Origin of the sequence: Paenibacillus agricola (assembly GCF_011440305.1) — a bacterium.
In the GTDB taxonomy this organism is placed as follows: domain Bacteria; phylum Bacillota; class Bacilli; order Paenibacillales; family NBRC-103111; genus Paenibacillus_S; species Paenibacillus_S agricola.
Genome location: NZ_JAAOIW010000001.1, coordinates 661217 through 680244 on the forward strand (window position 1 = coordinate 661217; position 19028 = coordinate 680244).

Below are 19028 nucleotides of genomic sequence, written 5' to 3' on the forward strand. Positions count from 1 at the left end.
GCTATGCTTTTATAAAGCCTATGCCCTTTAGCATTCATCCTGTACCTCTTCCATCAGCTTTTCAAAGATCAAAGCCTTGCTTAGCTCCTGCTCGAACCCATCCAACTGGTCTTCTACGAACCACCATGCGGAAAGCACGGAGTGGCTGTAGCCCCAGGCGATAATCCTCGTTTTATTCAACGAAAGCTCCTCCGTGAACAATTCGATCCTGCGTCTGATGACATCTATCGCGTTATGCTCCGGCAAATGATTGATTAAAAAAGGGATGACTCCATATTCAGGCTCACCGATTACGCCCTTTGGGTCTATCGCTATATAAGGCTCACGTTCCGCTGCCAATATATTCTCATGATGAAGGTCGCCATGCAGCAGTTGTACATTTCTCCAGGAAGCATGCAGCTTGGCAAAATAATCCTCAGCCTTGCGTACCATCGGCTCAGGCAGCGGCCCTGTACCGCCGTTGTAACGGCTGCGCAGCTTTTGCAGCCCTTTGGACCAATCCAATGTCGACGGAAACAACGGCTGTATGGGCGGACGCACCTGTAATTTCCGCATAACAGCGGCAGCCAGCAAGGTAGCCTCCTCATCATCTGCTACTGCCTTGAGGGTATGCCCTGGATTTGCACGTTCAAGGACCAGAATCCCCTTAGCCGTATCGCTATCCCATAATTGGGCACAGCCATTTCCTTTATACAAGCGTAAAGCTTCCACTTCATGGATCATTTCTTTGCCAGGCACACCAAGCTTTAACACCGCTTCTGTTCCCTTGTTAAATCGGATCGGTGCGACAAAATGATAGGAAAGCGGATAAGGAGCCAATACCTGACATGACCATCGTTGCTCACAATATTGGATAAGGCTATCCAGCTTCTCCAGCCATAGCTCGCCTTTTTCTTGGTGAACACCCTTAATGGTGCTAATAAAGGATTCGGGTAATAGGTTCATCAGCTTCAATCCTTTCATTCCGATATAATGCAAGTATACCACGAAATAGTACCGGGAAAAGACTGAAAATCCGTTAGAGGTATCCACTGAAACTGACGCAACTAACACCGTAACCGTATATGACTACACGGCTACGAGGCAAATACTGCTCTTTATTTCATTGTATGTATACTATTACTATCCATTACCTAGTTGCTCCAAGCAAGCCTTTAAACCATCCTCGGGAGTTCCCGTCGGTATAAACTCAAGACCAACATAACCCTTGTAGCCCAACTCGCGAAGCTTTTGCATAATAAAAGGATAAGCAATCTCGCCTGTTCCCAGCTCATGCCTGCCGGGATGGTCAGCTACGTGGATATAGCCAATCTGCTCCAAATTAGCGGTTATCGTAGGTGTCAGATCCCCTTCGGTAATTTGCTGGTGGTACACATCATAGAGCACTTTTACGCTTGAGCTGGCTACCTCGGCTACAATGCCAAAGGCTTCTGCGGAGCTTTCAAGAAAATAACCAGGGTGGTTCACCTTTACGTTAAGTGGCTCCAATACTAAGGTAACATTTGTTTGTTCCAATAGAGGTGCACAGGCTTTCAAGCCATCCACAATGCTTTGGTGCTGCGCTTCACGTGAAACGCCGGCCAACGCATTACCTGTTGTTGCGATCAAATAACGGCAGTTGAAGCGTTTAGCTACATCCAGACTTTCTCGCAGACCTTCAACATATGCTTCACGCTGCTCTGGGTCAACTAAAGAAACCGCTTTTGTACAAAAAGAACCGACCTGAAGCTCCAGCTCCTTAACGAGCTTTTCCAGTAAATCCAGATCTCGATTAGACCAGCTCCAAAATTCGAAGGCCGTAAAGCCCATTTTTTTGACAGTTCTAAGTATGGTGTCCATATCGTAGCCGCTATTTCGAAAAATGGGATCAATAGATGGAGAATAGATCATATTGTCACTGCTCCTATTTCGACCCAATTTGGATCTCAAATTTCCCCCGTATCGCATAAAGCTCTCCTGATGTGACTTCCACTTCAATATGTGTGCGAATGCCTTGCAGCTCGGAAGGTTTCCTGCCTGATGTCCATTCAGGCTCATATTCCGTGTCGTCTCCACGAAAAGGCACACAATCATCAAAGGCAAAGCCCTCATGCGGCTTGCCCCGCGCTTCGGAAAGCTGCACCCGTACCCTGCCATAGGGCGCACGTACATTAAGGCTTAAGCTATCCCCGCTAAAATCAACGCAGCGTGTCATTATTTTGCCTCCCATCGCATGGCTCTCCAGATAAAAGAAGCCATCCTTGCGAAGCTCATGCAGCAGCAACGCCGCATCCTCGAGATTCTGATCCTGGAAATGCTCCGCCTTCGACCCACCCGAATAAAAACGCAGCTTGCCATCGGGAGCCTGCAGCATCGTGCTCGTATAGATGCTCCCCCCTCCATGCTCTCCACGATCGTTACGAGGAATAAATGGCTCATGAAGTGCACGAAAAAAATGCCGCCCATCCATACTATAAGCAAGCGAGCAGTCAATCGGACCGAAGTCCTTGTGATATTCAATTTCTCCCGGATCGGTGTGGAACATCCATAACAGACCCATAAACAGATGCTCGTATTTGTAAACGGGCATTCCATAAAACTGGACCAACGGCGGGTCTTGCGGCTCGGGATGAATCACGATCTCCGGCTCTGTGAAATGACGAAAATCGCGAGTTTCGAACAATGCTATCCTGCGGTCTCCATTGTGGATGCGGCGGGATAAAACGTACGTTTCCCTAACATCATTATAGAAGCATGTAATCGGTGAATCAAGCGTTACTTCCTTTAATGGTATCGCTTCCACCTGCCAGCGAATCGCATCTGGCGAAACAGCTAAATACTGCTTACGATGGCTGGCAAAAAAATATTTCCAACGCCTTCCCGGTTCAGGATCATGCTGATCATAAAACACAGGCGCACCGTCACAATGCTCATCGATTCCGAAGACTTGGTTCGGTGCATAACGCTTGCCCTGAATGACGGACTTGGCGCTAACATCTTTTTTCACCCAATGCACACCATCCTTGCTTTCTGCATAAAGCAGTATTTGGTTGCGCAAAAAGCGGTTTTTGTTTGCCCTTACAGGGTCAAAATCGACAGCACCGCAATAAACAGCCTTCCACAGCTGAAGCTCTGGCTCATAAACAACCAGCGGGAAATTCCAAGTCCCTTCTGTAAGGCCATCAACCAGCGTCCCTTCGCGAATCCAGACTGGCTTGCCCACCTTGCGGTCCATATTCGTGATGCTGCTCAAATGCCAGTCGTCAATAAAAAGCAGGGTAGTCATGTAGGCACCACCTGCTTCTCTGCGACCACACCATATCCGCATACTCGGTCACCTACTACAAATCGTGTAACTCCACTACCGACTTCCATCACCCGTACTTCATTCACCTTTAAAGGACGCTTATCATAATTTTCATAGGTACATATTCTTGGTTCCTTGGCGATATGTCTTTGTCGCACTGGGATCATCCTCCCTTATTTGCAAGCCATTGATACCCATTCATTCGAAACGATCCATTTTATCATACTGAAAAAGCCCCTAGATAATTGGGATTTCCACTATCTTACAATTTCAATAGGGCTATAGAAAGACGCTCCTGTTAACTTTTCACAAGGGTATGTTATTTACAAAGTCTTCATTTGCCATTTACACACCCATTACAATTGCTCGTTAAACTTACTATTAAGTCCATGGACATGGATATTTAGAAAGGGTGAAATTATGGAAAGCTTAAACAGGCGTAAATTTTTATCATATTTGGGTAAAGGTACTGCCGCCTTGGCAGTGGCATCAACAGGTTTGGCAAGCTTGACAGAAAGCAAGGCTGGAGCAACTGCAGCTAATCACTTGTTCGGTTACAAGACCAATAAAGTATCCGGTTATTTCACCCCCATTGCCCCAATCAAAGAAGATTTGCTTACTTTACCAAGTGGTTATCAATATCATGTTGTTGCTGCTTTCGGCGATGTCATCAACCAAAACGGCGATACCTTTGGCTTCAACAACGACTTCACCGTCTACTTTCCGATCGAAGGCTCTAATAATCGTGGGCTGCTGTGGGTCAATCATGAGTATTCCAGCGAGGTTTTCGTTCATGGCAAAAAAGTTGGCACCTACACCAAGGAACAAATCGATATCATGCTCTATAATCAAGGCGGCTCAATTATCGAAGTATACCGTGATGAGGCCGGTGTATGGAAGATGGACACAAGCTCCCAGTATGCACGCCGGGTTACCGGATTAACTCCCTTTAAAATGGTAGGGATTGCAGCGGGCACCGCATCTGTTAATAACGCTACCCAAGTTCAAGGTACGTTTGCCAACTGCTCAGGTGGCATGACGCTTTGGAATACTTTGTTATCCTGTGAAGAAAATTTCGAGGAAACTAGCGCTGATTGTGGACTGGATCCGACTCATTATGGATGGGTCGTCGAAGTAGATCCTTTTGACAGTAGCTTCGAAATTCGCAAGCATACGAATCTAGGCCGCTTCAATCATGAGAACACAGCCATGGGCCTTGCCAATGACGGAAAAATCGTTGTCTACATGGGCGATGATAAAAAGGACGCCTGTATTTACAAGTTCATCAGTAACGGAATCTATTCAGCCGCTGCTGGAAAAGCAAACTCCGACCTGCTTACGGATGGGACTTTATACGCGGCCGATTTGAAGAAGGGGAAATGGATCGCATTAACAATTGAAGCCGTGCAAAAGCTGCTTAACGATGATGCTTACAAGGTTCCTGCCCTGATTACGAAGAAAAAAGACGAGCTTAAGGCTATTTTCCTAACGCAGGCTGATATTGCTGTCTACACTCATGAAGCGGCCATTATGCTCGGAGCAAGCCCAACAGACCGTCCTGAGGATATTGAAATTTGTCCGTTTGATAAGACGTTCTTCGTAGCCCATACGAATAATGATAACCATGGCAATATTCATGGCCATATTACCCGCTTTTTTGAAAAGGATGCCGACCATGGGGCGATGGATTTTGACTTTGAAATTTTTGCTGCAGGTGGCCGCCAAAGCGGGTTCAGCGCACCGGACAACCTGACCTTCGACAGCAATGGAAACCTGTGGACCGTTACGGATATTTCTTCAAGCAGCATGAACAAAGGCGTCCATACCTCATTTGGCAATAATGGCATGTTCATTATCCCTGTTGCCGGTCCTGATAAGGGTGTTGCCTTGCAGTTTGCTTCTGCTCCTACGGATGCTGAGCTGACTGGCCCTTGGTTCACACCGGATGAAAGCACCTTGTTTCTGGCTGTCCAACATCCAGGTGAAAATACTACAGATGTTACCAAGCCAACTAGCATGTGGCCCCACCGTGCTGGCGATACGATTCCCCGTCCTGCAGTAGTAGCGATTACCGGCTTTACTTTTTAAGAGGAGCTGGGATTGTGTAAGTAATCCAATTAGGAAGAAGTGAACGATATGCCATTTAGCAATATTGGAATTCCAGGCCTGGTGTTGATTCTTGTTATTGCCTTAATTATTTTTGGACCGTCCAAGCTTCCTGAGCTTGGGAGAGCCTTCGGACGTACACTTAGTGAATTCAAAAATTCCACAAGAGGTTTGATTCATGGGGATGACGAGGATAAGGCTGAAGCTAAAGCCGTTGTTGACCCAAAGCCGGCCTCAACCGAACTTAAATAAGATGACTACCAAAAAGCTCGATGACAAAGACATGAATTTGCTCGCCCATATGGAGGAGCTTCGTAAACGCATTATCATTGTGTTGGTTTCCTTTGTCATTGCCGTAGTTGCCGCATTCCTATATGCTCCCCAAATGTACAATCTGCTGGCAAAGGATGCGGAAGGCCAACTAACCGTGCTCGGACCTACCGATTTATTATGGGTCTACTTCGTTATTTCGGGCGTGCTTGCACTCGGCGTCACGATGCCGGTTATAGGCCTGCAAATATGGCAATTTACCAAACCCGCGTTATCCTCGGAGGAGCGCAAGGCTACGCTTGGTTATATCCCTGCTATCGCTTTATTATTTGCCGCTGGCATCAGCTTTGGTTATTTCGTGCTGTTCCCGATGTTATTCGCATTTATGAAGGAAATGACCCAAGGGCAGGTTATCGCCATGTTTACGGCTGAACGTTATTTCACCTTTATGTTGAACCTGACGCTGCCGTTTGGCTTGTTGTTCGAGATGCCGGTCATTGTGCTGTTCCTGACAAGGCTCGGAATTATTAACCCATTAAGGCTAGCCAAAGCTCGCAAGCTCGCCTACTTTTGTTTAGTTGTACTCTCCATTTCCATTACGCCTCCTGATCTGGTCTCAGACGTTTTGGTAACTGTCCCCCTCCTGATCTTGTACGAGGTCAGCATCACGCTATCGAAGATCGCCTATAAAAAGAAAATGCGGCTAACCGCGGAGCTCTAGCTCCGCGGTTTTTTGTACACAAATAGGTTCTATGCCTCCAGCCCATCCTCCGTTATATATTTCCCTAACAAATAATATTTGCGGTCTGGATACCAAAGCACGGTTTTGCCCTGAAACTCCGTTAAGCTGGGGTAGGTGGCAATTTCATTCGTACCTTTGGGTCCAATCGTCAGACCATCCGTATCCAGGAATTGCTTCGGCGCTGTGAACCAGATCGGCTGGTGTGCTTCTTTCATATAGCGGCCAGTACTCAAATAAGCCGGGCGGCGATTATAGAGAGCGTGCTGAGGCCCATATTCCCCGAGATGGCCGTCATTATTGTGGAAAACCAACACATACCTGCCATCACGCAAAGGAAAAATCGGGCATGAAGCGATAGGCTGGCGAATAGGCTCGCCATCATCCTCGTAGCGCAGTATTGAAGGGCTGCTCCAGCTTGCTCCATCATCCTGGGAAATCGCATACCAGATATAACCCGTATAGGTGCGCATCACGCAAAATAAGCGATCATCGGGAAGCAGTACGATGCTAGGCTCCTGGGCAACTGACACCTCCGGCTTGCCAGGAAGCGGTACCTCCAGCCCTTCGCTTTGCTTGCCTTCTTCAGCAATAGGCAACCACGTGATAATGAGCTGCTCCGGGTCTGGCCCCTCATCTATATTATCAAACCGCATGAATAAAGCGCGCGAATCTTTGCTATACCAGCCATCCTTGGGGAAGTCATACACTTCCCTGCTGCTCCACTGCGTGTAGCCTACCATCCAGCGCCCGCGGCTATCGCGGATCGGCTTCTGCCAGACGATCCAATTGCGCGGCACCTTCGGATCGGGGTGGTCGAAGCGGTTACGCTCCATCGGGATATCTGAGCCTGTTATCCATGTATGCCCGTCATCGTCCGAATAGATGCAGCCCATAGCGCCTGTCGTTTGCGAATCAAAATCGTACACGCCGATGTCCTTCGTATAAAACACATAGATGCGTCCCTGCTGCGACACAACGGGAAAGCCCCAGCTCGCCTGCCCGCCTCTTTCCCCTCTGCGTGCGCCAGCTACATAGCTGGGCGTTGACCAAGCATGCTGGTCCTTGCTGCGCGCCAGTACCAAATGATTATCTCCGTGCCCCTCAACCGAGCTTTGCGTCCACAACGCAAGCCAGTCTCCCTGCGGGCTTTCGAATACGAGAAAGTGCTCATTGTCTCCGGTATAAGCATCCTCCTCTGGGAGAAATACCGTTATATCGGGATTACTACGCTTCCATTCCTCTGCTTGAAGCGCCGGTTTTGCTTGATTGGGATTCGCGCTTACGCCACTTGTTTTCGTGTGATCTGCTGGGTTCATACTATTCGTGTTCATGCTAAACCTCCCTCATATGAGTCTATTTCCAATGGGGCGCTACCAAATCCGCACGATCCGTCGTTATAACGCCCGCAGCACCTAAGGCTTGCGCATATACGTGTAGCTAGGCGCAGATTTATCCTTTTGCAGCAGATTCACATCGTGGGTAACCTGGTCGCCTCCGTTTTTTTTCCATTTGTTTACCATTTCATCAAAGGCAGTATCTGGATTTGTTTTTGTATCGACAATAATCCTCGTATAACCCTCCTCTAAAATAAGCCTGAGCTGTGCTGATTTTTCCTGTAGGGAAGGGACTACCACATTAGGACGTAAATAATCGTACATACTGTTCTTCTCATAGCTATCCAGCTTGCGCATCAAATATTCAGCCGTAGCCTTGGACACAAACTTGGTATACTTTTCAGGATCACTGAATAGCCATTCCGGCTGCAGCAGCTCAAGCCCAACGTTGGTGCTGAATTGTGGATCTTTTTTCTCATTGTCAAAAGGCACCTTGATTCCGTTCTCCACCTGATAGGTTTTGCCTTCCACGCCGTATTGAATATAATCGTAGCCTTCTGTAATTTGGTACTCCAGATAACGAAGGGCAGCTTCGGGATTGGCAGAGCGGCTTGAAATTTGATTCGTGCGATTGATTGGTGTTGATGGCAGGGTCAGGCTCCAACGGTTGCCTTTATGCTCAATGGGATCCACGATTTCTGTTTGTAGCGAGGGCATCACGGCAAGCTGCCGATAATCGCCAAGGTTCATAAACAGGACACCCACCTTACCGGATTTGAATTTATCATAGCCTAACGTCTTACCAACTAATAGATCTGGATCTAATAGCCCCTGCTGGCGCAAGGAACGAAGAAAAATGAGTGCCTCCTTGGCCTCTGGCTGGATCATCCCGTATTGTAGCCGATTCGGGTCGGTTACCAGGGGCGCCCAGCCGGGGTTAAGGCCAAATAGCGGGAAGATCGTATTCAGGTTCGATATCTGATGGTCCTTAAAGGTCAATGGAATCGTATCTTTCAGATTATTACCATCTGGATCCCGGTCCCTGAAGGCGATTAGCACCGCAACTAACTCATCCAGCGTAGTAGGCATGCTCAGCCCCAGCTTGTCGAGCCAATCCTTACGAATTACAATCCCTTGTCCTCCACGATCCCTCATCCAAGGAACTCCATATATATGGCCATCCGTCGGATTTCGCATATATTCCCAGGTTTGCTCGCTGAAGGCCTGCTTCAGCTTGGGGAATTTGGGCAGCAAGCTGTCCAGCGCAAGAAACACTCCTTGGTCGATCAGTGCGTTATGCTCTGGGTCATTGGGGCTGTAGGTATTCATGATGTCAGCCAAATCCCCTCCGGCCATTTTAACAGCAAGCCTCGCCTTATATTCGCTAAAGGGTGGTGTCTCATACTTTACCTCAACCCGAGCCCCTTGCTCGATAAGCTTTTCGAGCTCCGTATCCGGATGGTAAATATGGCCGGGGAAAAGCGGCTTGATCACCGTTAATTGAGGGATAGGCTCCTCCTTCCCTGTATTCACCTGCGTTTGATCCAAGCCGTCCTTGCACCCAACCAACAATCCCAACATAATTAGCAATCCTACCACCATGAGCGTATGGTTTTTGCCCAAACGGTTGTCCCCCTTAAGGTATTGCCTCCAAATTGTAGCGCGGTCTTGCCATTGTCGAAAGACGGTTGGTTTCATGTTTCACCGTGCTTTGTTAATTTCATGAGCATTTTTGTTGGGTTGAGCTCTTGCAAGGCTCTGTGCTAAACCAGGGTTTGCTGCGAATCAAGCCTCCGCTGCCTCATGCTCAATCACCGGATGCATCAAGGTTACTTTACAGCCGCCTTCTGGCCGATTTTCCAGTGAGATGCCATAGCCAAAATCCGCCCCGAACCGAAGCTTCAGCCGCCGATCCGCATTGTAAAGGCCTACACCGGATTCTTGGTTGCCGCCAGACAATTCGATTGTTGCAAAATGCTCTGCTAGATCCTGGTCGCTGCCCATTCCGTTGTCCTCTACGCAGCACACAATCCGCTCGCCTGATTGGTACATCGAGACGATGATTTTGCCTGTGCCTTCCTTCATCTTTTTGACCGCATGCTTAATTGCATTCTCAACAAGCGGCTGCACCGTCAGCTTCATAAACGGGTAATGCAGGATGTTGGGCTGCACCTGAAAAAACACGGAGAACGCATCATGGTTCCGCTGTAGCTCGATACTTAAATAATTTTTCACATGCTGGATTTCCCGCTCCACGGTCGTTAGCTCTTCGCCATTATTAATGCTGAAGCGAAGGAGGTTGGAAAGCGCCGTAACCATATTGACGATTGCAGGCTCCTGTGCCTTCTCCGCCTTCCACTTGATCGTATCCATCGTATTGTAAAGAAAATGAGGATTCATCTGATGGATTAAGGTACGGATTTCCAGCCTTCTTTTCTCTTCTTCAAACTGTTTGGTTTTGCCCAGCAGCTCGATCATACCTGTAATCATCGCGTTATACCCGCGAATCAGCTGTCCGATTTCATCCGTACGCTGACGGTAGCTGTCCAAATAAACCAGCTCACCGAGCATAATTTTCCGCATATGCTTGACCAGCGATTTAATCGGTATTGTCACCTTGCGCACGATGATCAGCAGGAATATGCTCATGATGCTAATCCCCGAAACGACTAAAATCCAAGTAAACTGCTTGATATTCTCGATGGGCCCCATCAATGCCGAGACGGGTATCAAAGCGGTCAACCCCCAGCCGGCAATACCCAACGACTTGGCCGCTTCGTAGTACTCGATGCCATTTATTTGGGTTTTGAGCACGGGCGAATTGGGATGAATCGAGCTGGGTGTTGTACTCGTGATGGCAATGTCCTTGGAATTGGACTTGGTGGCTACAAGGGTTCCGGCATCATTGATCATATAAAAGCTTAATTGCTCAACACGTTCGGGAATGATCAGCTGGTTAGCCAGCAGAAAGCTTGGCACACGCATAGTCAGCACACCCAAAGGCTTTAGCTGTGGAAAATCACGAATAGCTCTTACATAAAGCAATTCGGTAGGCTTCGAGCCATTGGTCGCCTGTACATGCCAATAGCCGCGCCCTTCCATCTGCATCGCCTGTTTAAACCAGCCCTCCTCCCCGGTAACACCTCCTGCATAATTGGGGTAACTATCAGGCTGATTCGGATAAATATTCAGCTCATATTCGCCCTTCAATTCATCTATGACCGGGTTCATTAAGCGGATAAAATCGAACTCATTCAGCAAGCTCTCCGGCGCAGGCTCTCTTAATAGCACTTTGACCTTGTCCGATTCGATCACCTTTTCGGAGCGTTGCTCAATCCTCAGCATTAACGAATTAACCCGCTCCGCATTATGCTGTAAATTGTCCAGCAGGAAGGCATTGGTCACATTGCGGATTTGTTCGCTCGAATTACTGAACGACAAATATCCCAGCAGCATCGTTGGGATCGTGACGACCGAAAGTAGCAGCAGGCTGATTTTGGCATATAAATTCAAATTGACCATACCCGTCACACACTCCGTTCATTTGCCATACCGATATTCCTTGGGGGACATCCCCGTCCTTTTTTTGAAAATTTTGCCGAAATGCTGCAGATCCAAATACCCGATTTTTGAAGCGATTTCATAAATTTTCAAATTGGATTCGCGCAGCAGTCTCCTTGCCCTTTCAATCCGCAATTCAATCACATAATCGGAAAAGGTTTGCCCGGTTTCCTTTTTGAACAAATGGCTTAGCCATACCGGATGAATAGCCAGCCCGTCAGCAATTCCTTGCAGCGTTATGTCCTTATCGAACTCCTCAGCAATTCTTGCTTTCGCCTGCTCAATAATCGCATTGCCTGAACCCGTTAGCTGTGCGGTTACTTTCGCTGAAAGATCCTCAAAATATTCGCAAAGCTCATGCTTAACGGAGTCAATTGATTCATAGCATTCCAGACGTTCCCACAAGGAAAGCGAAATTTGGTCGATATAGATGCCCGATTTCTCATTTACGAGCGCTTGAATCTCCATAATCCAGTCGAGGCAGCTTTGTGCCAGTTGCTTACGATGCATAATTTGGGTGAAACGTACCATGCTTTCCACTTTATCCCGAACGGCTTCAATAATTCCATCCCGATCCCCACCAATTAAGGCAGCCGTGCATCGCTCATTAATATCCGCCGTTGCTTGCCCTTGTCCATCCACCTTCATTTCCTGATAGTATAGCTCAGGCTTACGATTGGCTGCAGCCCATCTCAGCGCTTGGATGGATTGCTCATAGGCATCGTACAAGGCTTGAAAAGAAAACATCGTGCCGCTTACGCCAAAATGCAGCTCCAGCTTCTGATACTTCCGCACATTATGGCGGATCGCCTCCATCATTTCCTCCAGGTCCGGATAAGCAGACACGACGATCCAGCGGTTATGGACATTTTTCATTAAATAGGAGGAATGGAACGATTCCATCGTTTCTCCGGCCACATTGCCTAAAGAAAATAGCTGAAGCTCCATGTCCTTATCGCTTTCCGGTACATCGCCGCTGACCCCAAAGGCCATCAGGTGGTAAGAGGAGGTCGTGAGCCAGGTTAAATTCCAAAGCTGAAGCCGATGGTAAATATGCTCCTGTAGCTGCGTTTTTTTCGTGCAAAAGCTTAATATATATTGGTCCATCAGCATTTTAGTACCCATCTGTGCATGCTCAATCCGATGCTGCATTTCGAACCGCTGGCGATCCTCATCCTGGATCATCCCAACAATTTTACGCAGCTTCTGGGAAAATTCAGTTTTATCAAAGGGCTTCAGCACATAATCAAGCGCCCCTAATTGCAGGCTTCGTTGTGCATAGGAAAATTCATTATAGCTGCTTATGACAATTACCTTCGGATCATAATTCGGCATTTGCATAACCTCATCGAGCAGCTCCAAGCCGGACAACCGGGGCAGGACAATATCCGTAATAATAATCCGCGGAAACAACGTACGGATCATTTCTCTTGCGTCCTCCGCATTGCCAATCGCATAGATATGCCCAATAGCCGGGTCCAGCTGTTGAAGAGCAGTGCGTATGCCTTCGAGTACTTCACCTTCATCCTCGATGATTAATATATCTATGGCTACATTCACCCCATTCACTGCCTTCCATCCCTAATCTATACATCATTATACCACCATATTTTCCCACAAACAGCTGTAGCCGTGTATGTTCATTGTACCTGCAAGCAAGGTACGAACAATACACGGCTGTGTATAGGTTTATGGGGGGTCAGTTAATCCGACTTGGCTATCAAATATTGGTTCCAGGCTGCCAGCACCGAATCACCTTTCAGAATCATTCTGTTCGTATCGACAAAATCATTCGCCAACCTCAGCTTAAGCTTCTCGAGTAAAGCTCCCGGCTTGAACTGCATATCCAGCTCAATCGGTCCGGCGATGGTGTAAGGCTTCAGACGCGTCGTGGCTTCCACGCATGCTCGGGCTCCGGCTTGTAGCAGCCCAGCCGTCTTGGACGGCGGATAGCAGGCCGCCGCCGCATCGTCAAGCGATTGCTTCACGCTGACCGTAACCGTGCCTGGCAGCAACGCTTCGGTCTCCTTCGCGCCCTCCGAGTCGGCTGTGACCATCACCAGCGGTACACCCGCTTCGCCGGCCATCAGCGCTTCAAGCCCGATCTCGCCAACGACAACCCCATTTACGCTCATTAAGCTAATATCATGCTCGTAATTGTGGTTAAGCAGCGCTCCCGGCGTGCTAGCTTTTGCATGAAGACCAAGCAAAATCATCCCGTCGAAGCTTTTGTCCAAGAAGCCCAGATTAGCAGGAGCATAATGCGGCTTGCCGCAAATTGCTGTAACCCGGGGATCCAGCTGGAACAAGTCTACGTTCGTCCCGAAAAAGTGGATATCATAGAACTCATAGCCCCAAGGCGGGTGCATATCGCCATATAAAGGACTACCCGGATTGCTCATAACGCAGCTACCCAGATGGACATGCTGGATATAGCTCTTAGAGTCACTTACCGCTTGCGCAAAAGTTTCATTCATTAAGGGGACATGCCCCATATCCAAAAGAAGCCCAATGTTCGGGTAGCCTTTCTCCTGCACCCGCCGAACGACCTCGGCTGCTTCGTGCGTCGATCCGACCAGCAGGTTTTTGCCAATGGAGCGGTCAAAGGGCTCGATCATCAGCATAAGCTCGGGAACCGCCTCGCAAAGTGCTGCCACATAGTCAACAAAGTAGCCGGTTTGCTCGACAATAAGCGCTGCTCCCGGATTGGGTCCGCTCGCTATGACCGCCTTCTCGGCGCCAATACCAAGCGCCCTTCGCAAATGCTGGGTTACTTCGTCGATCGTTTCCTGGCGAATCTCGGCATCCGGGCTGTTCGGGTTTCGCCTGGAGCTGTTCATTAACGGGCAGTTGTAAACGGGTATTTTACCGCTGGACAGCACTTGTGCTGTTTCTTCTTCAGCCGTTGCTCCATCCTCTGGAACAAACATATCAATAATTTCAAACTCGGGATAGGCCAATACCTCGGGAAGGGTGCGGCGGTGCTCGGACACGGATTCAAAGGTCAATGGAAATAATAAATGGTGGTTCAGCCCTAAGCGAAAATAACGTTTCCACGGCTGTTCTTTCATAGGCTGTTCCTTCAAAGGCTGTCTATCTATAAGGTACGGTTCGCTCATAAGGATAACCCTGCCCGGTAGTTGCCTACCGCTTCCGAGGTTAGCAGGTGGCGGTCATATAGGCGCAAGGCTCCAATCGTTCCGCTCCAGCCTGCGCCCAACAACACTTGGCCGCTGCCATTGACATCCTGCAAATGCGGCGAGAATCGCCCCCAGCCAAACTGCCGTTGCTTTCCGCCGTCACCAAGCTCGCCGTTGACCACAAACGTAATAATATTGGGTCCGCCATCCACGATTATAGACACATGCTGCCAAGCGTTAGGCTGAATCAACCCATCATCAGACTCCCAGGAGGCTTCGCTTCTGCCGTCATTCAAGGTTAAACGCACAGTTGCGCGTTCCGTCAGCGTAACAGCGATGCCTTTGCCATCTCGCCCTCTTGTATCAAGCAGCATGCCCACCTGGTCCCGGCTTCCGGCAAATAGACGCATATCGACCGTAAACCCGCCGCCCGCTGCCAAATTCGGCAATTGCGGAAGCAGGGCAAGCGCTCCGCCCAGCTCCGCCTGTGAGGCTTCGAACACCAGCCCCCGCTCTGCTAGCTGGCTATTCGTATGCTGGCTCCACATCGCTTCCAGCAATGCTGGATCAACCTCATGCACGCGGGCAACGGTTTTCTGGGTCTCGGAAATAAAATATTTTCCGCGGTCCTCGATAAAATCCGGATAGCTAATTCGTGTCTTCGGCTCGTCGTCGTACAGCACAATTTCCGGCTGTGACCAATGAATATGACCATTGATCTCTACCCCACCACACATCCATGCCGGATTGCGGTCCAAGTAAGCTAAGGGTGGAGTTGCACGGTTATCCTTGCCATGATTATGGAACCAGAGAATATAGTTGCCGTTGCTGAATTTGCGCACAAAATTGGCCGCCCGCGGATGCTTGATCTTCCGCCCACCTGGGCTGTACTCCGCATATTGTGGACTTGTCCATGTGTGCCCACCATCACGGCTATAAGCTTGGCCATTATGTCCTTCAATGGTTCGGTAAGTACAATATAGGCTGCCATCACTCAAGCCCACAAGGTTATGCTCATCAGCAACCTTGCCAAGTGGCGCATGAATCCCTTTGTCTCCATCTGGGAGCGTTTCCCATTCGATTCGCGCGGGATCTGACTCCGATAACAGGTTACTGCTTTTTACAAAAATCCCTTCGGACGAAGCCATAAAACCATTACCAAAGCTTCCCACCTTGGCAAGACCCATATAAACGGCGCCTTCATGAATCATTGGCTTACCTACACCCCAAAAAAATTGCACTTCACCTTCGTACGGGTTATCGCGATCAATCTGCATATTACGTATAGGCACTTGGTAATGCTCCTTAGACCATGAGCGTCCACTGTCATCGGAATATTTGAACATTAGGTCACCTAATGTATCTACACGGGATATATAGGAACCGTTGTCGGATATAACCTCTCTTCTATTTTGCCCATTATAGGTATAGAAAGCATAGATCCTGCCACTAGGGAGGATAAGCGGCATTACCCAAGAAGCCTCCGGGCCATCAGCGGGTTCTATATCAATCAGCTCCGACCAGGTCTGTCCTTGATCGGTGCTAATGGTGGAGACAACATGCTGGCCCCATTCACCTTCGACGCCTTCGCCTGTCGTTAATACGCAAACCCATTCGCCACTATCGGTAATCACGATATAGGGCTGGTCACAATAATGCTCACACGGGATTTCATGTCCCCATTTAATATTCCTCAAATCAGCAGCTGCGTTGGTCGTTTGGTTACTCATATTGGCTCACCCTTTTCCATATAATTGCTTCCGTTCCATCATAACGAATTCGGTGGCAATAAAAGATAGGTCTAACTTAAGTTATTACCTGACTCTGTTAACTTTTCATCTTCACTTTGCCTTATATTCCAGTTTAGGTTAAACTAAATAAAGAAGGATGTGGTTATCCATGTTAAAAGAATTTCTCAATCAACAAGTGACAATTTTGTTCATTGATGGCGGAAGTATAGGCAATGGAAAGTTAATTGAGATGGATGAGCGATTCGTCAAGTACCAATCTCCCCATAACCTCAATATCATTCCAATCAGCTCGATAAAAACCGTTACTCTACAAACAGAAGAAAGACCAAACTCCACCATAAAGGGTTTTGTGTAAGCAAACAATGAAGCCACTTTGGTGGCTTTTTTTACTTGGTCGATCGGACGATAAACCACTCTCACTTGCCAAATAAGAACAGGCTTGGAGGCGACGAAAAACAAAAAAAGGCTGCCCATGGGCAACCAGCTTTATTACATGGCTATTTAATAAAAATACCGCCAAAAGGAATCACTTCTCTAAGCACCCGGCGCATCCAGCTCTCGCTTTGCATATGCTCGTCTAGCTGCTTGTCCGGTTTACACGGCTGCAGCAGCACAGAGCCTGTACCCGTTAGTTCCCAGTGGTAATTCATATGCTGGCTGGCAAGTGTATTGCCGTATACGCAAGGCTTAAGGCTAATATGCTGGGGATAAGCAACGAGGCATTGGACATCCACATATAACGGCTCGTCCGGATGAAGCTCCACCTCATAAAGCGGACCTGCCGTCAGCAAACCGAGCGTCCCTGGCCCCTGAAACCGCATTTTCACAAAATCGCGGGACATGATCGCATTTCGCACCGTTTGGATATGCGTCCGAAAGCTCATGCCTTCCATATAAAATAACACATGCTTAAACTCAAACAACAGATCGTCATCCTCTTTAATAGCAACCGTACCCAAGTTATATCCCTCGGGAAGCCCCAGCATACAGCGTGACGGACCACTAATTCGCGATTGGATCAATCTTTTTTTGCGGTACATATTGGACAGCTTCATAAATGAATCCTCGCGCAGGTGGGACGCACCCTGAAAAGCGACGATCTGATTGGGATGCAGCACATGGACGGATTCTCCCTTATCAACAGTCAGCGCAGCCAAACGGGTCATCTGTCCTGCTTGCTCAAAAGAAATGTCCATAAAAGCGCCCTCCGCAACTTCCAGCTTACCTATCTGCTATCTGCCAATCTATTTGCGCAAGCTTCGCTTTTGTCTTTTCCAAACCGCTACCCGAATTAATCGACCAGCAACAAAATAGCCAGCAACTAATAAGACAGCGGTGATGCCAAACATGATGTACTTCCGTGTCCGTGCTTGCTGCTCAAGCTTTGCTTGCTCTGCGGCTTGGATACTATGTTGCAGCGCTTCATTTTGCGCCATTAATTGCTTGTTTTGGGCGAGTAGCCGCTCCTCAGTTGCTTTGGATCTGGCAATGGTTTCTGCCAGTTGATCCTTCTGCTCATCGAACTTCTTGACCTGCTCCTGCAGCTGCTGCTTGGTTGCCTCGTATTGCTTCTCGACCGTTTCCATCTGCTCCGGCAGACGATAAATATCCTGCACCCGATCAAAAAATCCGGCATGGACGGTGGAAAAAGGCTGTAGGAGCATGCCGGCAAAAGCTGCAGCCAGCAGGCCTTGTCCCAGTCGCTTGATCAATGTTGGGTAAGACCTGCATCCAGAAGCGTAGTCTCTCAAACGGTATTTGCTCTTCATCCCTTATCCACCTCCATCAAATCGACATCTACTTATATTTTACCCCATATTTCGCTAGATGCAAATACAATGAACCTCTTATAAAGAAGCAACTTGAAGCACAAGAAAAAAGACTGCTATTTAACAAGCAGTCTTTGGAAATATTCATCATTGCTAATTTTGGATTGTAGCTCAAGACAATTGTTTTCCTGCGACTCCACTGTCCAGCCGGCAACCTTTGTGCCACATACAACAGCTTCACCCAGGCTCAAGCCTCTAACTAATCCCATCACCGTACCGGAGAAAAAAGCATCACCTGCGCCGCTGGAATCTTTTAATTGTACAGGGAAGATCTGCTGGTGACCCTTGGCTTTAGTATTGGCGTCATAATACAAGGAACCCTTCTCGCCAAGTGTTATCACCATCGAACGCATACCTGCCGCATTTACAAAGGCTACAAGCTCCTGCAGCATCTCGTCGTTGCTCAAGCCAGCAAAGCTTTTGCCTGTTAGGCGCTCCGCTTCCACATCATTGCAGATAAAGCATTCCAGGTCGCTCAGCAATCCCCTGTTTTTCAAAACAACATCCAAATTACCAGGAATCCCGTATACAGGCTTCTGTTGCTTGACTGCCATTGCCAGTACGTCACTGCTAATCTGCTCATTCAGATCCAGCTCCAATACAATATGGGAGGAGCGCTCTACAATCGCCTGACCGGAATCGGCTATGATACTTTGCAGGGATGCTAGATCCGGCATTTGGGAAATCGATCCAGCCAGATCACCCGCCTGATCCAATACGACCAGCCACATGCCCATACCTTCATTGGCCGGTTTTAGAAATTCCGTATCCACCTTAACCGTCTGCAGACGTTGTTTAATCTCTATACCTAAACCGGAATGATCTATTGTGGATATGAATGCTGTGTTTAAATCAAGACGAGCCATATTCTCAACCACATTACGGCCTACGCCCCCGTGCACAAACTCGATGCTTCCGAGGTTCCTGCCTTGAGGTAAATAAGCTTGTTTGGCAAAGCCTTTACAATCAACGAACACTGTACCTATTATTGATACAAAATTTTTCATAG

At 48.2% G+C, this 19028-nt stretch carries 17 protein-coding genes; 4 read left to right on the top strand and 13 right to left on the bottom strand.

Annotated features, from left to right (window positions below):
* Window positions 1–27: 27 nt before the first annotated feature.
* From G9U52_RS03285 to G9U52_RS03300, 4 genes are all read right to left on the bottom strand, one after another.
* Complete coding sequence (locus tag G9U52_RS03285) at window positions 28–945, bottom strand: aminoglycoside phosphotransferase family protein (protein WP_166146070.1); 918 nt, start codon at window positions 943–945, stop codon at window positions 28–30.
* A gap of 177 nt (window positions 946–1122) precedes the next feature.
* Window positions 1123–1890, bottom strand: coding sequence for a hydroxypyruvate isomerase family protein (locus G9U52_RS03290; protein WP_166146073.1), 768 nt, complete (start codon window positions 1888–1890; stop codon window positions 1123–1125).
* A gap of 13 nt (window positions 1891–1903) precedes the next feature.
* Entirely contained in the window at window positions 1904–3265 is a 1362-nt protein-coding gene (locus G9U52_RS03295; RefSeq protein WP_166146076.1) for a hypothetical protein, read from the bottom strand.
* The gene (locus G9U52_RS03300) at window positions 3262–3444 is read right to left on the bottom strand and encodes a hypothetical protein (protein WP_166146079.1); all 183 of its coding nucleotides are present in this window, start codon (window positions 3442–3444) and stop codon (window positions 3262–3264) included. The genes G9U52_RS03295 and G9U52_RS03300 overlap by 4 nt, the downstream gene beginning before the upstream one ends.
* Window positions 3445–3706: 262 nt before the next feature.
* Between G9U52_RS03300 and G9U52_RS03305 the strand changes: the two genes are divergently transcribed.
* The 3 genes from G9U52_RS03305 to tatC are packed head-to-tail and all read left to right on the top strand — an operon-like array spanning window position 3707 to window position 6383.
* Window positions 3707–5374, top strand: a complete 1668-nt coding sequence (locus G9U52_RS03305; protein ID WP_166146082.1) for a PhoX family protein — start codon at window positions 3707–3709, stop codon at window positions 5372–5374.
* A 48-nt stretch (window positions 5375–5422) separates the two neighbouring features.
* On the top strand, window positions 5423–5644 hold the full coding sequence (locus tag G9U52_RS03310; RefSeq protein ID WP_166146085.1) for a twin-arginine translocase TatA/TatE family subunit: 222 nt from the start codon (window positions 5423–5425) through the stop codon (window positions 5642–5644).
* A 1-nt stretch (window position 5645) separates the two neighbouring features.
* Entirely contained in the window at window positions 5646–6383 is a 738-nt protein-coding gene (tatC, locus tag G9U52_RS03315) for a twin-arginine translocase subunit TatC (RefSeq protein WP_166146684.1), read from the top strand.
* Window positions 6384–6412: 29 nt separating this feature from the next.
* Here tatC and G9U52_RS03320 read toward each other — a convergent pair whose 3' ends face one another.
* The 6 genes from G9U52_RS03320 to G9U52_RS03345 all read right to left on the bottom strand — a co-directional run bounded on the left by G9U52_RS03320 (window position 6413) and on the right by G9U52_RS03345 (window position 16169).
* Window positions 6413–7735, bottom strand: a complete 1323-nt coding sequence (locus tag G9U52_RS03320) for a sialidase family protein (RefSeq protein WP_166146089.1) — start codon at window positions 7733–7735, stop codon at window positions 6413–6415.
* Between the two features lie 81 nt (window positions 7736–7816).
* The gene (locus tag G9U52_RS03325) at window positions 7817–9436 is read right to left on the bottom strand and encodes an extracellular solute-binding protein (protein WP_207952755.1); all 1620 of its coding nucleotides are present in this window, start codon (window positions 9434–9436) and stop codon (window positions 7817–7819) included.
* 87 nt (window positions 9437–9523) lie between these two features.
* Window positions 9524–11260, bottom strand: coding sequence for a cache domain-containing sensor histidine kinase (locus tag G9U52_RS03330; RefSeq protein ID WP_166146095.1), 1737 nt, complete (start codon window positions 11258–11260; stop codon window positions 9524–9526).
* A gap of 18 nt (window positions 11261–11278) precedes the next feature.
* Complete coding sequence (locus tag G9U52_RS41265; protein WP_166146098.1) at window positions 11279–12868, bottom strand: response regulator transcription factor; 1590 nt, start codon at window positions 12866–12868, stop codon at window positions 11279–11281.
* 134 nt (window positions 12869–13002) lie between these two features.
* Window positions 13003–14418 (bottom strand): M55 family metallopeptidase, encoded by a 1416-nt coding sequence (locus G9U52_RS03340; RefSeq protein ID WP_166146101.1) that lies wholly within the window; start codon window positions 14416–14418, stop codon window positions 13003–13005.
* Window positions 14415–16169 (bottom strand): exo-alpha-sialidase, encoded by a 1755-nt coding sequence (locus G9U52_RS03345; RefSeq protein ID WP_166146104.1) that lies wholly within the window; start codon window positions 16167–16169, stop codon window positions 14415–14417. The genes G9U52_RS03340 and G9U52_RS03345 overlap by 4 nt, the downstream gene beginning before the upstream one ends.
* A gap of 169 nt (window positions 16170–16338) precedes the next feature.
* Between G9U52_RS03345 and G9U52_RS03350 the strand changes: the two genes are divergently transcribed.
* Window positions 16339–16545 carry a hypothetical protein gene (locus tag G9U52_RS03350; RefSeq protein WP_166146108.1) on the top strand — a complete coding sequence of 69 codons (207 nt, stop codon included), beginning with the start codon at window positions 16339–16341 and terminating at the stop codon, window positions 16543–16545.
* Between the two features lie 142 nt (window positions 16546–16687).
* On the opposite strand, the gene G9U52_RS03355 is transcribed toward G9U52_RS03350, so the two are convergent.
* From G9U52_RS03355 to G9U52_RS03365, 3 genes are all read right to left on the bottom strand, one after another.
* On the bottom strand, window positions 16688–17386 hold the full coding sequence (locus G9U52_RS03355) for an AIM24 family protein (RefSeq protein ID WP_166146111.1): 699 nt from the start codon (window positions 17384–17386) through the stop codon (window positions 16688–16690).
* Between the two features lie 48 nt (window positions 17387–17434).
* Entirely contained in the window at window positions 17435–17959 is a 525-nt protein-coding gene (locus G9U52_RS03360; protein ID WP_166146114.1) for a DUF3450 domain-containing protein, read from the bottom strand.
* Between the two features lie 116 nt (window positions 17960–18075).
* On the bottom strand, window positions 18076–19026 hold the full coding sequence (locus tag G9U52_RS03365) for a PfkB family carbohydrate kinase (RefSeq protein WP_166146117.1): 951 nt from the start codon (window positions 19024–19026) through the stop codon (window positions 18076–18078).
* Window positions 19027–19028 lie beyond the last annotated feature (2 nt).

Excerpts from the sequence above, each read along its gene's own strand:
- G9U52_RS03285 (WP_166146070.1), bottom strand. The coding sequence starts at position 945 with ATGAACCTATTACCCGAATCCTTTATTAGCACCATTAAGGGTGTTCAC.
- G9U52_RS03290 (WP_166146073.1), bottom strand. The coding sequence starts at position 1,890 with ATGATCTATTCTCCATCTATTGATCCCATTTTTCGAAATAGCGGCTAC.
- G9U52_RS03295 (WP_166146076.1), bottom strand. The coding sequence starts at position 3,265 with ATGACTACCCTGCTTTTTATTGACGACTGGCATTTGAGCAGCATCACG.
- G9U52_RS03305 (WP_166146082.1), top strand. The coding sequence starts at position 3,707 with ATGGAAAGCTTAAACAGGCGTAAATTTTTATCATATTTGGGTAAAGGT.
- G9U52_RS03310 (WP_166146085.1), top strand. The coding sequence starts at position 5,423 with ATGCCATTTAGCAATATTGGAATTCCAGGCCTGGTGTTGATTCTTGTT.
- tatC (WP_166146684.1), top strand. The coding sequence starts at position 5,646 with ATGACTACCAAAAAGCTCGATGACAAAGACATGAATTTGCTCGCCCAT.
- G9U52_RS03320 (WP_166146089.1), bottom strand. The coding sequence starts at position 7,735 with ATGAACACGAATAGTATGAACCCAGCAGATCACACGAAAACAAGTGGC.
- G9U52_RS03325 (WP_207952755.1), bottom strand. The coding sequence starts at position 9,436 with ATGAAACCAACCGTCTTTCGACAATGGCAAGACCGCGCTACAATTTGG.
- G9U52_RS03330 (WP_166146095.1), bottom strand. The coding sequence starts at position 11,260 with ATGGTCAATTTGAATTTATATGCCAAAATCAGCCTGCTGCTACTTTCG.
- G9U52_RS03340 (WP_166146101.1), bottom strand. The coding sequence starts at position 14,418 with ATGAGCGAACCGTACCTTATAGATAGACAGCCTTTGAAGGAACAGCCT.
- G9U52_RS03345 (WP_166146104.1), bottom strand. The coding sequence starts at position 16,169 with ATGAGTAACCAAACGACCAACGCAGCTGCTGATTTGAGGAATATTAAA.
- G9U52_RS03350 (WP_166146108.1), top strand. The coding sequence starts at position 16,339 with ATGTTAAAAGAATTTCTCAATCAACAAGTGACAATTTTGTTCATTGAT.
- G9U52_RS03355 (WP_166146111.1), bottom strand. The coding sequence starts at position 17,386 with ATGGACATTTCTTTTGAGCAAGCAGGACAGATGACCCGTTTGGCTGCG.
- G9U52_RS03360 (WP_166146114.1), bottom strand. The coding sequence starts at position 17,959 with ATGAAGAGCAAATACCGTTTGAGAGACTACGCTTCTGGATGCAGGTCT.
- G9U52_RS03365 (WP_166146117.1), bottom strand. The coding sequence starts at position 19,026 with ATGAAAAATTTTGTATCAATAATAGGTACAGTGTTCGTTGATTGTAAA.